The organism is Sphingorhabdus lacus, from assembly GCF_009768975.1.
Taxonomy (GTDB): domain Bacteria; phylum Pseudomonadota; class Alphaproteobacteria; order Sphingomonadales; family Sphingomonadaceae; genus Sphingorhabdus_B; species Sphingorhabdus_B lacus.
The window spans coordinates 2,425,621-2,438,459 of sequence record NZ_CP035733.1; the positions used below are offsets into that span (position 1 = coordinate 2,425,621).

General features: G+C 58.2%; 15 protein-coding genes. 13 read left to right on the forward strand and 2 right to left on the reverse strand.

Translation table 11 applies throughout. The features are described from left to right. The first annotated feature begins 20 nt into the window (after window positions 1-20). The 9 genes from EUU25_RS11380 to EUU25_RS11420 all read left to right on the forward strand — a co-directional run bounded on the left by EUU25_RS11380 (window position 21) and on the right by EUU25_RS11420 (window position 6,955). The gene (locus EUU25_RS11380; RefSeq protein ID WP_158901068.1) at window positions 21-956 is read left to right on the forward strand and encodes a helix-turn-helix domain-containing protein; all 936 of its coding nucleotides are present in this window, start codon (window positions 21-23) and stop codon (window positions 954-956) included. Between the two features lie 65 nt (window positions 957-1,021). After that, entirely contained in the window at window positions 1,022-1,435 is a 414-nt protein-coding gene (locus tag EUU25_RS11385; RefSeq protein WP_158901070.1) for an SUF system Fe-S cluster assembly regulator, read from the forward strand. Then, on the forward strand, window positions 1,432-2,946 hold the full coding sequence (gene sufB, locus EUU25_RS11390) for a Fe-S cluster assembly protein SufB (RefSeq protein ID WP_158901072.1): 1,515 nt from the start codon (window positions 1,432-1,434) through the stop codon (window positions 2,944-2,946). Before EUU25_RS11385 ends, sufB begins: the two co-directional genes overlap by 4 nt. Next, window positions 2,946-3,380 carry a hypothetical protein gene (locus EUU25_RS11395; protein WP_158901073.1) on the forward strand — a complete coding sequence of 145 codons (435 nt, stop codon included), beginning with the start codon at window positions 2,946-2,948 and terminating at the stop codon, window positions 3,378-3,380. Before sufB ends, EUU25_RS11395 begins: the two co-directional genes overlap by 1 nt. Further along, window positions 3,364-4,107, forward strand: a complete 744-nt coding sequence (gene sufC / locus EUU25_RS11400) for a Fe-S cluster assembly ATPase SufC (RefSeq protein ID WP_158901075.1) — start codon at window positions 3,364-3,366, stop codon at window positions 4,105-4,107. Before EUU25_RS11395 ends, sufC begins: the two co-directional genes overlap by 17 nt. 103 nt (window positions 4,108-4,210) lie before the next feature. After that, the gene (locus EUU25_RS11405; protein ID WP_158901077.1) at window positions 4,211-4,939 is read left to right on the forward strand and encodes a SufD family Fe-S cluster assembly protein; all 729 of its coding nucleotides are present in this window, start codon (window positions 4,211-4,213) and stop codon (window positions 4,937-4,939) included. A gap of 26 nt (window positions 4,940-4,965) precedes the next feature. Next, the gene (locus tag EUU25_RS11410) at window positions 4,966-6,147 is read left to right on the forward strand and encodes an aminotransferase class V-fold PLP-dependent enzyme (RefSeq protein WP_158903359.1); all 1,182 of its coding nucleotides are present in this window, start codon (window positions 4,966-4,968) and stop codon (window positions 6,145-6,147) included. Beyond that, complete coding sequence (locus tag EUU25_RS11415) at window positions 6,144-6,602, forward strand: DUF59 domain-containing protein (protein WP_158901079.1); 459 nt, start codon at window positions 6,144-6,146, stop codon at window positions 6,600-6,602. Before EUU25_RS11410 ends, EUU25_RS11415 begins: the two co-directional genes overlap by 4 nt. Continuing rightward, a complete protein-coding gene (locus EUU25_RS11420) occupies window positions 6,599-6,955 on the forward strand; it encodes a HesB/IscA family protein (RefSeq protein ID WP_158901081.1) in 357 nt (118 codons plus the stop codon). The genes EUU25_RS11415 and EUU25_RS11420 overlap by 4 nt, the downstream gene beginning before the upstream one ends. Window positions 6,956-6,964: 9 nt before the next feature. Here EUU25_RS11420 and EUU25_RS11425 read toward each other — a convergent pair whose 3' ends face one another. Beyond that, window positions 6,965-9,364, reverse strand: coding sequence for a S8 family peptidase (locus EUU25_RS11425; protein ID WP_158901083.1), 2,400 nt, complete (start codon window positions 9,362-9,364; stop codon window positions 6,965-6,967). 115 nt (window positions 9,365-9,479) lie between these two features. On the opposite strand from EUU25_RS11425, the gene EUU25_RS11430 reads away from it, so the two are divergent. The 4 genes from EUU25_RS11430 to EUU25_RS11445 all read left to right on the forward strand — a co-directional run bounded on the left by EUU25_RS11430 (window position 9,480) and on the right by EUU25_RS11445 (window position 12,517). Then, entirely contained in the window at window positions 9,480-10,154 is a 675-nt protein-coding gene (locus EUU25_RS11430) for a pyrimidine 5'-nucleotidase (protein ID WP_158901085.1), read from the forward strand. Next, the gene (gene dapD, locus EUU25_RS11435) at window positions 10,151-10,990 is read left to right on the forward strand and encodes a 2,3,4,5-tetrahydropyridine-2,6-dicarboxylate N-succinyltransferase (protein ID WP_158901087.1); all 840 of its coding nucleotides are present in this window, start codon (window positions 10,151-10,153) and stop codon (window positions 10,988-10,990) included. The genes EUU25_RS11430 and dapD overlap by 4 nt, the downstream gene beginning before the upstream one ends. A 242-nt stretch (window positions 10,991-11,232) precedes the next feature. Then, the gene (locus tag EUU25_RS11440) at window positions 11,233-11,430 is read left to right on the forward strand and encodes an HP1242/YdcH family protein (RefSeq protein WP_158901089.1); all 198 of its coding nucleotides are present in this window, start codon (window positions 11,233-11,235) and stop codon (window positions 11,428-11,430) included. Window positions 11,431-11,506: 76 nt separating this feature from the next. Then, window positions 11,507-12,517 (forward strand): TerC family protein, encoded by a 1,011-nt coding sequence (locus EUU25_RS11445; protein ID WP_158901091.1) that lies wholly within the window; start codon window positions 11,507-11,509, stop codon window positions 12,515-12,517. On the opposite strand, the gene EUU25_RS11450 is transcribed toward EUU25_RS11445, so the two are convergent. Beyond that, window positions 12,514-12,834, reverse strand: coding sequence for an HNH endonuclease (locus tag EUU25_RS11450; protein WP_246162693.1), 321 nt, complete (start codon window positions 12,832-12,834; stop codon window positions 12,514-12,516). The genes EUU25_RS11445 and EUU25_RS11450 overlap by 4 nt on opposite strands. Between the last annotated feature and the right edge of the window lie 5 nt (window positions 12,835-12,839).

Here is a 12,839-nt window from a genome sequence, read left to right on the forward strand (position 1 = left end):
GATAAATCGAGGTCGCTTTCATGCATGAGGGTCGCAGTGACGGACTTGAGCGTACCGACACGCCGGTGAACGACCAGCACTCATCTTTTACTTCCCCCGACAAAATCGAAGTCACGCATTTCGCACCAGCGGCCGAACTGGCACCCTATGTCACACAGATCTATTTTTTCCGCTGCGATGAACCTGCGATACGCGACCGGCAACCGGCAGCACTTGGCCATCTGATATTCCTGCTCAGCGGGCGGGGTACATTGAAATTTCAAAATGGCGATATCGTCGAGGTTGCCGACGCAACTGTCTTTGGCCCGGGTCTTGCCGCTGCGGAATTCGACTTTGAAGGCCCCCTTTACGATCTGGGCTTTGCGCTTTCCCCCTTGGGATTCGTGGCGCTGACCGGAAAGGCTGCAAATCTATATGCGGACCGGGCCGTTCCGGCGTCCGAACTGTTCGGTCCGAAGGTCGACCAACTGGCCGAAGAGTTTAGCACAGGGCACCGGCAGGGAACGATGCGCGTGGCCGAAATGGTCGAAAAGGCAACCGCCCTTCTTCTGTCCCTAGTACGGCCGGTTCCACCATCGCATATGCATATGGTGCACACGGTCATAAATTGGCTCTCCAGTGACCTGGAACCCAATGTCGAGAAGCTTTATCCGATGCTGGATATGTCGCGCAGCACCGCCGCACGGCTCATTACGCGATATTTCGGTTCGGCCCCCAAACCGTTGATGCGCAAATATAGGGCGCTTCGAGCGGCAAGTATGCTGATCGACCCCAACTGCACCAACACGCTACGCGCCCAGATCGAGTCGCTTTTCTACGACCAGCCGCACATGATTCGGGAAATCCGGCAATTTGCGGGACGAACCCCGGGGACGCTGGATGGCGATGATACAAAAATCCTCCGTATCTGGCTGTCGAAAGACAATTACCGCGATATCGAGACCTTTCCGGGTTGATTTTTGCCTGCAAAAGGACCATTTGCCTGAAATCGGAATAAATTTGTCTGATTAAGGTTTCGCACATGCGCTTGTCCAATATGGCAGATTATGCAGTGGTCGTTATGAGTGCGGCGTCGCGCCATTGCGGCAGCTTGCGTACGTCCGCAACGGAACTGGCGAGCGAAACCGGAATCGCGCTTCCCACCGTACAAAAACTGGTGAGCATTTTGACCAAAGGCGGACTTCTCCGCTCTGTCCGGGGTGCAGGCGGCGGTATCCAGCTTGCACGTCCCGCTGCGGCGATCACGCTGGCCGATATTATCGAGGCGGTGGAAGGGCCGATTGCCATGACCAACTGTATAAATGCGTCCACCTGCAACTGCGCGATTGAACCGGACTGCAATATCAAGCCGCATTGGGCGATTGTGAACAATGCGGTCCGCAGCGCCCTGTCCGATGTCTCGCTCAGCAGCCTTGCCGTGGGGCGGGCCGCATGAACGACGATACCGCCATCAAGGATCAAGCTGCGTGGGATGCCGCCGACAAGGTTGCGGACTATGAACATGGCTGGTCGTCCGACATCGAAACCGATTTCGCGCCCAAGGGCCTGAACGAGGATACCGTCCGCTTCATTTCGGCCAAGAAGAACGAGCCGGAATGGATGCTCGAATGGCGGCTGAAGGCCTTTGCCATGTGGAAGACGATGACGCCGCCCGACTGGGCCAAGCTGAACGTCCCGCCCATCGATTATCAGGACGCTTATTATTACGCCGCGCCAAAGGCCAAGCCAAAGCTCGGTAGTCTGGACGAGGTCGATCCCGAAATCCTGCGCGTTTACGAAAAGCTGGGCATCCCGATTGCCGAACAGAAACTGCTCGCCGGTGTCGAAAGCGATCCGGGCGAAAGCGGGGATGGCGGACTGCCTGCGCGCCGCGTTGCGGTCGATGCGGTGTTTGATAGCGTGTCCGTCGCAACCACCTTCCGCGCCGAACTGGAACGCGCTGGCGTGATCTTCCGGTCCATTTCCGAGGCCATCAAGGAATATCCGGAACTGGTGAAGAAATGGCTCGGCAAGGTTGTGCCGATGCGCGACAATTATTTCGCGACGCTCAACTGCGCGGTCTTTTCCGACGGCACCTTCGTCTACATCCCTGAAGGTGTGCGATGCCCGATGGAGCTTTCCACCTATTTCCGCATCAACGCCGAAAATACCGGCCAGTTTGAACGCACGCTGATCGTGGCCGACAAGGGCAGCTATGTGTCCTATCTCGAAGGCTGCACCGCGCCGATGCGCGACGAAAACCAACTCCACGCCGCTGTGGTCGAACTGGTCGCGCTCGACGATGCAGAGATCAAATATTCGACGGTGCAGAACTGGTACCCCGGCGATGCCGAGGGCAAGGGCGGCATCTATAACTTCGTGACCAAGCGTGCCTTGTGTCAGGGCGCGCGGTCGAAGGTCTCCTGGACCCAGGTCGAGACCGGCAGCGCGGTGACGTGGAAATATCCTTCATGCGTGCTTAATGGCGAAAACAGCGTCGGCGAATTTTACTCGGTCGCGGTGACCAACAATTACCAGCAGGCCGACACGGGCACCAAGATGATCCACAATGGCAAGGGCTCACGCTCCACCATCGTGTCCAAGGGCATCAGCGCCGGGCACAGCAACAACACCTATCGCGGACTGGTGCGCGTCGCGCCCAATGCGGAAGGCGTGCGCAACTTTACCCAGTGTGATTCCTTGCTGTTGGGCTCCCTGTGCGGGGCGCACACCGTTCCCTATATCGAGGTCCGCAACCCCAGCGCGCAGATCGAGCATGAGGCAACGACCAGCAAGATTTCCGACGACCAGCTATTCTACGCGATGCAGCGTGGGCTGGGGCAGGAAGAAGCAGTCGCCCTGATCGTCAACGGCTTCGCCAAAGAAGTTCTGCAGCAATTGCCGATGGAATTTGCGGTCGAGGCGCAGAAGTTGTTGGGGATTTCGCTTGAGGGGTCGGTGGGGTGATGTTGCTGTCTTTAGTTCTAGCTTTGTCAACTTCAGCTTCGGCGCCTGCACAGGGCGACGCAAAAGTGGTGGCGGTCCAGGAATTATCTGTATCATTCCCAAGTGAAATTGGCTCAGCAATCAAGCCATATCTGGATTGCCTTGTAGCAGCGGTCAACGTGGGCATCGGCGAAGGTATGAAGTCCGATGGCAACGCCATGCGCGCTATCGGTGCTAAGTCACGTGAAACGTGCCTGCCGGTCCGTAAAAGTGCTCAATCAGACGCCGAGAAAATCTTGGAACAGTATCCCAACCGAAGTTCGGAACAGCGAAGTGCAATGATTGAATCGGCTTTAGTCAGCGCGGAAAGCCTGTCCGAAAACATGGCCGACATGATGGATCAAGACAACGCAAGCGCTGAAGCAAGTGGAAAAACTAATGCTCCAAATAACTAACCTCCACGCAACCGTTGCCGACAAGCCGATCCTGAAGGGGCTTACGCTCAGTCTGAACGCGGGCGAAATCCATGCGATTATGGGCCCCAATGGCGCGGGCAAATCGACGCTTGGTTATGTGCTGTCAGGGCGGCCCGGCTATGAAGTGACCGAAGGATCGGTGACGTTCAACGGCGAAGACCTGCTCGGCATGGAGCCGCATGAGCGTGCCGCCGCTGGCCTGTTTCTGGGTTTCCAATATCCGGTCGAAATCCCCGGCGTTTCCAACGTCCAGTTCCTGCGCGAGGCGCTGAATGCGCAGCGCAAGCATCGCGGCGAGGCTCCACTGACCGGCAGCGAATTCCTGAAGGTCGCGCGCGAGCAAGCGGGCGCACTGGGCATGGATATGGATATGCTCAAGCGTCCGGTGAATGTCGGATTCTCCGGCGGCGAGAAGAAACGCAACGAGATGGTGCAAATGGGCATCATCGATCCCGCGCTCGCGATCCTCGATGAGACCGACAGCGGCCTCGACATCGACGCGCTGCGCGTGGTGGGCGACGGCATCAACCGCATCATGCGCAAGCCGGACAAGGCTGTGTTGCTCATCACCCATTATCAGCGGTTGCTCGACTATGTGAAGCCCGACTTTGTCCATGTTCTTGCCGATGGCCGTATCACGCGGACCGGCGGTGCGGAGCTCGCGCTGGAACTGGAGCGCGACGGGTATAAGGAACTGGCTGCATGAGCGCCGCAGGCATTCCGCTTTTTCTTCTTCGTGCCTTAGTGTCTTCGTGCGAGTCTAATTTTGTTCGCACAAAGGCACAAAGGCACCAAGAGGCTGCGCGCCGATGACTGCTGCGCTCCCAACCCGCCGGGACGAAGCATGGCGCTATAGCGACATCGCCGCCGTCGAAGCCGCATGGCCTTTGCCAGCGGCGGAAGCCATCCTCGTGCCAGCGGACAGCGATTTCGCGCGCACCATCGTGCAAGACAGTGGCACGATAAACCAGCTCGACATCGCAATCGGCAAGGGCGCAACCGCAGCCATCCATGTGCTGAGCATCGGCGGTGACTATGGCCGGGTGGAACTGAACGTTACCCTTCACGAAGGTGCGGATTTCAAACTCGGCGCGGTGCAGATCGGCGGGGGAACACAAAATCTCGAGATTGTAACCACCGTTACCCATACCGAACCCGGGGCAACTTCCTCCCAGATTGTACGCTCGGTCCTCGCCGGGACAGCAACCGGAACCTATCTCGGCAAGGTTGGCGTCGCCCGCGATGCACAGGCCACCGACAGCGAACAATCGGTCAAGGCAATGCTGCTCGACCGCAGCGCAACAGCCAATGCGAAACCCGAACTCGAAATCTACGCCGACGACGTCAAATGCGCGCATGGCTGTGCCATTGGCGAGTTGGACCCGATGGGATTATTCTATCTTCAGGCCCGCGGGCTGACGCCGGCAGATGCCAAAAAACTGATGCTGCAGGCGTTCGTAGCCGGGGTGTTCGAAGGCGCGGCGGATGAAGAGATGCTGACCTCTCTGGCGCTACAAAAGCTGGGGGATCTGGTGTGAACGCGCCTGTGTCCATCAGCACCGCTATGCGGGATCAATTTCCGGGTCTTGCCAACAACTGGCATTATCTCGACACCGCCGCGACCGCGCAAAAGCCGCAGGTCGTGCTCGACGCGATGGTGCGCGCGGGCGGTACCGATTACGCGACGGTGCATCGGGGCGTCTATGCCCGTTCTGCACATATGACGGTTGCGTTTGAAGCTGCCCGGGAACGGGTCGCGCGCTTCATGGGCGCGGCCTCGGCCAACGAAATTGTCTTCGTGCGCGGTGCGACCGAGGGTATCAATCTGGTCGCGCACAGTTGGGGCGGCGCGCATCTGAAGGCGGGCGACCGCATCATGCTCAGCCAGCTGGAGCATCACAGCAATATTGTGCCTTGGCAGATGGTCGCCGAAAAGGTCGGCGCGCACATTGATGTGTGCCCGTTGACGGCCGACGGCCTGATCGACCTTGATTGGCTGGAAGAGAATCTGACCGAACAGCACAAGCTGGTCGCGCTGGCCCATGTGTCCAATGTGCTAGGTTCAGTGCTGGGCGTGAAACGGGCGGTAAAGGCGGCACATACCGTGGGCGCAAAGCTGATGCTGGACGGCTGCCAGGCGGCCCCGCGTATGCGGCTCAACATGGCCGAACTCGGCTGCGACTTTTATGTGTTTTCGGGCCACAAGCTTTATGGCCCCACAGGTGTCGGCATCCTCTGGGCAAAGGCGGAAACGCTGGAGTCCATGCCCCCCTGGCAAGGTGGCGGCGCAATGATCGACCGCGTCACTTTTGAAAAGACAAGCTATGCCCCCGCCCCTTCCCGGTTCGAGGCTGGGACGCCGATGATTATCGAGGTCCTTGGCCTGCACACGGCCATAGATTTCGTCGACGCCATCGGCCCTGAGGATATTTTCGCGCACGAAAGCGCCCTTGCCGCGCAGACCCGCGACGCGTTGCGGAGCATCAATTCGATCACGCTGTTCGGGCCGGAAAAGTCGGCCGGAATTGTGTCTTTTTCAATGGCAGGGGTGCATCCCCATGACATCGGCACCATATTGGATGAAGAAGGCGTGGCCATCCGTGCCGGCCACCATTGCGCGCAGCCGTTGATGGACCATCTGGGTGTCCCGGCGACCGCGCGGGCAAGTTTCGGTATTTATAATGATGAAAGCGATGTCGCGGCTTTGGTGCGCGGCCTTGAAAGAGTGAAGAGGATTTTCGGATGAGCGACGATGGCATCCGCATTGAAGAAGTCGAGAGCGTGGAAAAGCCAGCCAAAGCGCGGGTTGAAACGGCATCGGAAACATTCGAGCGCAAGAAAGACTATCTGGAAGGCTTTCTGGCGCAGAAACCCGCCGCGCCGGCCGCAGGCGAGCCGGATGGCGACCTGTATGAAGCGGTCATTGCCGCGTTGAAGGAAATTTTCGATCCCGAAATTCCGGTCAATATCTATGACCTTGGCCTGATCTATAATGTGGAGATCAACGACGGCCATGCCCTGATTTCGATGACGCTGACGACGCCACATTGCCCTGTGGCCGAATCCATGCCGGGCGAAGTCGAATTACGGGTGGGCGCGGTGCCGGGTATCGGCGACGCGGAAGTAAATCTGGTATGGGAGCCAGCCTGGAGCCCAGCCAATATGACCGACGAAGCCCGTCTGGAGCTTGGAATGTTATGAGCGATGTGAAAACACGAGCCCGCCCCGCGGCCGTTATGCTGACGCCGGCGTCCGAAGCACGCATTGCCGAGCTGATGGCCAAGGCACCTGCGGACGCGATTGGCGTAAAGCTGTCGACACCGCGCCGCGGCTGTTCCGGCCTTGCCTATTCGGTCGATTATGTCACCGAAGCGGTGCCCTTTGACGAGAAGATCGAGACGCCCGGCGGGGTGCTGTACATTGATGGCGGTTCCGTCCTCTATCTGGTCGGCTCCACCATGGATTGGGTCGAAGACGAATTTTCAGCCGGCTTCGTCTTCAACAATCCCAATGCCACCGGCAGCTGTGGCTGCGGCGAGAGCTTTACCGTTTAGGCCAGGCGCTCAAAAATCATATTGGAGCCGGAAGGCAACGCCAACATCGTTGGGCATATTTTCGAAGTGGCCCGGTTCCTGCCGCCAGAAAATATTGGACGAAAAATAGCCCCCGGTCAGGGGAACAGTCCAGGCCAGTTCGCTTGCGATTTCGCGGCCTTTGGGGGCAAGGCTGAAACGGCGGATGCCAAAGGTTGGCGTCAACGTCGCATAGTCATAGGACACAGGCACATTCAGCGCGAGACCGCCGCCGGTCACGCGCAGCGGTTGCGCCACACGCAATGCGATCCGGTCGCCGCTGGTCAGGGCATTGGGCCGCGCAATATCCAGCGAGAAGGCATTGCTTTTCAACAGACTGCTGCCGGAGATGCTCCCGCCGCCCTCGGCATAGGTCCAGCCCTGCCGCCAACTTGCGGCCAAAAGCCACTTTGACCCCAACGCAACCTCACCATTGCCATCGAGGAAGAGCGAGCGCGCGCCATTTTGGCCGATAAATTGGGCAAAGCGGGCACCCAATACCGTTTCATCCTCCTGCATCCAGCTTGCGCCCAAGGCGAGTTTCGCCCCCGCAAGCTGGCGATCGAGCGAAAAGCCCAGCGTCGAATAGGGATAGCGATGCGTCCCGCTCCGGCTGAATTCAAGGCCGCTGCGTTCAAATAATCGAACGTCGCCCATTTCAACGCTGCCCGTCAGGCCAAAGCCTGCGATTTCACGGCGAAGCGCAAAAGAACTGCCTGCCAGCCGTTCGAATCCACTTTCCAGCCGCGCTTCACTGGCGGTCAGGAATGCCCCGCTCTGCATATTCTGTAGTGCGGCCACCTGTCCGGCAGCGGCTTGCCGGATACCGAGGCTGAACCGCGTATCGCGGGCGATTTCGGCACTGACGCGTCCGGCAAGCACACGCGCCTGGCGTTGCTGTCCATCCGACAGAACCAAGGGCAAAACGTCCACCGCACCCGAGGCTCCGCCGCGGATCGATAAGGCGATCTGCGTTGTGCCGACCCCCATGCTGACCGAGCGCCCCTGATCAATCAGGGCAGGCGTCAGGCGCAGGCGCGGCGTGCTGGCATTCAACCCGTGCGCCAGATTGATGTCATAGGCACGCCCGTAGCTGTCGAGAATCACCGCATCGACGAGGCGGTTGGACAGGGCAACATCGCCCATGGGGCCGGAGGTCGTTCCCCCATTTCCGGCCAGGGGAACCACCGTGGTCGTTCCCGCAAGCGAAGTCGTGCCGGCCGGTGCGAAGGCGCGTGCAATATCCAATATGCCGCGTCCGTATATCGCATCGGTTCCCGCCGCACCCGCATCCCGCGCGCTGGTCAAAAGCAGATTGACGATCTGTTGACCCGTCAGATTGGGAAATGCCTGCGCCAGCAAGGCAGCAGCTCCCGCGATTTGAGGGGCTGAAAAGGAGGTGCCGTTGAACACCCGGACGAAGGTCTGTCCATTTTGCTGGAACCTGTAGATTGTGTCATTCTGATATTCGCAGCAAACACCTTCGCCCAACGCGGACAGGACGGTGCTTTGGGATACTCCGGCCTTATTACTGAAATCCGAAATGACGCCTTGGTCGTCTACAGATGTCGCAATGATCACAAGGCCATTACCATTGGCCACCAGAGCTTGGGCAAAGGGGCTGGGATTATTGGGATCGAAGGCGGGAGAGGCATCATTGCCCTCATTTCCCGCAGACACAATCACGACAATACCCACAGACGTGGCGCGGTTTATGGCGGCGCGCAAAGTCGAATTGGCCCCCCCTGCACCGCCGAGCGAGATATTGATCACCCGTGCACCATTGTCGACTGCCCGATTGACCCCTGCAGCAATGGAGGAATCAAAAAAGGAGCAGCTTGCTTCGTCTTCGCCGGGAGCGGGTGTGGTGCAGCTGCCCGACTGATCCGCGCGCAGCGCCAAGATGGTGGCGTTAAAGGCAATGCCATGCGTGTCGCGGTCATCTTTCGCCGCAGCTATGACGCGCGTAACTTCGGTCCCATGCCCGTCATCATCGCCCAAGGGCCGGCCCGCCCCGGTCACATCGCCCGATTGCGGATGGATCCTGCCCGTAAATTCATGACTACTGGGATCGATCCCAGAATCGATGACGCCAACGGTAATCCCCTGCCCGGTTGCACCTGCCTGATAGGCGGTGATGGCATTGTGAAAGCCAGGGCCATCCGAACGGTTGAATTCCGACGTCGCAAAATTCGTCGTCGGAGGGGGAGGCGGTGGCGGGGGAGGTGGTGGCGGAGGTGGCGGGGGCGGTGCGACAACCGGCGGAGCGACCGGTGGTGCAGGCGTAGAGCTGATTCCACCACCTCCTCCACCACCACAGGCTGACAAAGCCAACGCAAAAACGACCGAACTGCCAATGGCTACGGTCCGACGATGATTGGTTGCACGCATAACAGTTCGAACCTTCCCCATTTCAGTCGCTATATTAAGTACGAACCGCTTTCGCAAAAATTAACATGACCATCTTCGATTGAGCTAATCGCAATAGATGGCTAGGCGACCCTTTATGAACCCGGCCTATGCACATATCGACACATGGATATTCGATCTCGATCTGACCTTATATCCGCCGGAAGCCAATATCATGGCGCAGGTGCGGGACCGGATCGCTCTTTTCGTCCAGAATCATTTTCAGATTGGGCCCGATGAAGCGCACGACATCCGCTACCGTTATTGGAAGCAATATGGCACGACGCTGGGCGGGTTGATGCACGAGCATGGGGTCGAACCCCATGGCTATCTTGATTTCGTTCATGACGTGGATTTGTCGTTGCTGCTCCCGGCGCCGGAATTGCGTGCCCGCATAGAGGCACTGCCTGGCCGGAAATTGATTTTCACCAACGCCGACGCACCCTATGCCGAACGTGTGTTGGAAATACGCGGCCTGTCCGGTCTGTTCGAGGATGTTTTTGATATCCATCGCATGGCCCATCGGCCCAAGCCCGATCCCGTCAGCTATACCGCGCTTTGCGCCGAGCTTGGCATCCATGCTCAGCGGGCATTGTTCGTCGAGGATTCAGCCCATAATCTGGTACCCGCCAAGGCCATGGGTATGACCACAATTTGGGTGAAACATGACGGCGAAGCTGATAGCAGCGGCCATGACGACCATATTGACCATGAAATCACCGATGTGACCGAATGGCTTTCCGCAATTCACAGTCTTGAAAGAGCAACATGACAGACCAACTTTCCACCATCATCGACAGCGCATGGGACGCACGCGACGGGATTAGTTCGGCTACACAAGGTGACATCCGTGACACGGTGAACAGCGCGCTCGCCGGACTGGACGATGGCCGGTTTCGCGTTGCGGAAAAGGTCGACGGTCAGTGGCAGGTCAACCAGTGGCTGAAAAAGGCCGTTCTGCTTTCTTTTCGGTTGAACGACAATGTCGTGGTGGATGGCGGTGCTTCGGGCGCCCCTGCCTACGACAAGGTCCCGTCCAAATTCGCCGGTTGGGGCGAGAACCGTTTTCGCGAAGCGGGCTTTCGCGTAGTTCCCGGCGCGGTTGCGCGGCACGGATGCCATATCGGCAAAAACGTCGTTTTGATGCCCAGCTTTGTGAATATTGGCGCACGTGTCGACGACGGCACCATGGTCGACACATGGGCAACGGTCGGCAGCTGCGCCCAGATTGGCAAGAATGTCCATCTGTCGGGCGGCGTCGGGATCGGCGGGGTGCTGGAGCCGTTGCAAGCAGGGCCAGTCATCATCGAAGATAATTGCTTCATCGGCGCACGCTCAGAAGTCGTCGAAGGCGTGATCGTCGAAGAAGGAGCCGTTCTGTCGATGGGGGTCTTCATCAGCTCCACCAGCAAGATCATCGACCGTACGACCGGCGAAATATTCGTAGGCCGCGTTCCTGCCTATTCGGTTGTCGTTCCGGGATCGTTGCCCGGTAAAGCGTTGCCGGATGGCAGCCCTGGCCCCAGCCTGTCCTGCGCCGTGATCGTCAAGCGCGTGGACGCGCAGACCCGCGCCAAGACCGCAATTAACGACCTACTGAGAGATTAAATCGATAAGTTGAGTGCGTTTAAACCGAAACGCACTTGCAAATCAGAGCGAATCACTCCATAAAGATTGGGCGGACCGGGCCCCTCTGGCGTTGGCTTCTTTTCGGAGAAACGTGATGTCGGCCGCATCGGATGTTTCCGGTGCACTGGCTTGGCGGTCCTCCCTCCAAACCCCCGAAACCCTGCCTTTCCGGTCGCCGGAGCATCCGATTGAACCCCATTAAGTTCAAAGAGGATGATCATATGACTTTTTCTTCATTTCGACTGATGCAGTTTCACCAGAAACTCGACCGTGAATTGCGTGCCGAGCTGAAACGACGCTGGCCGGATGTATTCCGCATCCAGAAGCTCAAGCGGCTGAAGCTGGCGGTCAAGGACCGGCTGCAGAAAAGCGCCATCGGCCGTGGAGGCAAGTCGCGTCTGCACCTGCAGAAAATCTAAACGACAATAACCCTCTCCCGGCACCATGTGGTTCGCCCGCATGGTGCCGTTTTGAGTTTCTAACAGGGAATATAAAATGGAATTTCTCATGATGGACTGGCTTGGAACGCCGGTCTGGTTCTGGATGGCCTTTCTGGGTCTGGTGGTCGCGCTGACCGCCTTCGACCTGGGCATCCTGCACAAGGAAGATAAGGAGATGGGCATCGGTGAAAGCCTGAAGCTTTCGGCCTTCTACATCTCTATCGCACTGGCCTTTGGTGTCTGGGTCTATTTCCAGAAAACCGCGGCCTTCGGCCCTGAAATCGGTGCCGATCTGACGATGAAATATTATACGGGCTTCTTCATCGAAAAGGCTCTGTCGATCGATAATATCTTTGTCATCGGCCTGATATTCACGACCTTCGCGATACCGCCCAAATATCAATATCGCGCCCTTTTGTGGGGCATCATCGGCGTTATCGTTCTGCGCGGTATCATGATCGCCTTGGGTGCGGCTCTGGTGGAGCAATTCTACTGGGTGCTGTATTTCTTCGCCGTGTTCCTGATCGCAACCGGCGTAAAGATGCTTTTCGCCAGCGAGAAGCCGATGGATGTTGCCAACAACCCGGCGGTGAAGTTCATCTCGCGGATCATGCGGGTGACACCTGAATTGCACGAGCAGAAATTCTTCGTCCGAATTCCGGATACGAAGACAGGCAAGCTGATCACCGCTGCGACACCCTTGTTCCTTGCCCTGGTGGTGATCAACGTCGTCGACCTCGTATTTGCGGTCGACTCCGTACCGGCAATCTTTGCGATCACGACCGATACCTTCATCGTCTACACGTCGAACATCATGGCGGTATTGGGTCTGCGCGCGCTCTATTTCGCGCTCGCGGCGATGGTGCACCGTTTCCACTATCTGAAATATGCCCTCGCGCTGGTTCTGGTGTTCATCGGTTCGAAGATATTCGTGTCCGATTTCATCCTGGGCGGCGACAAGTTCCCGCCGGTATTAAGCCTTGCGGTGACCTTCGGCCTGATCCTCGGTGGCATATTCTACTCGCTTTGGAAGACCAAGGGCGAGGAGGCTGCAGCACATAGCTAACGACGGTCTTTCGTCGGGGCATTAAAGTCGGGCGGTTTGTTGGCAATCCACGCCACAAACCGCCCGATTTCGTCATGCGCCAAGAGCGCATCGACCGTTGAATAGCGTTTCTCAAGATCGCTGTTCGTGAAATTGGCATGGATCGTCCGGTGGCAGATCGGATGAACCGCCTCGCGCGCTTTCCCACCCCTGCTTTTGGGTATCGGGTGGTGCCATTCGGTGACGCTACCCATCTCCCGCCCGCACAGCCAGCAGTGAACAACAGGCGGAGCGGACTCCTCCTCTTCATCTTGCCAGTCGCGTGATTTGCGGGCCATCTAAG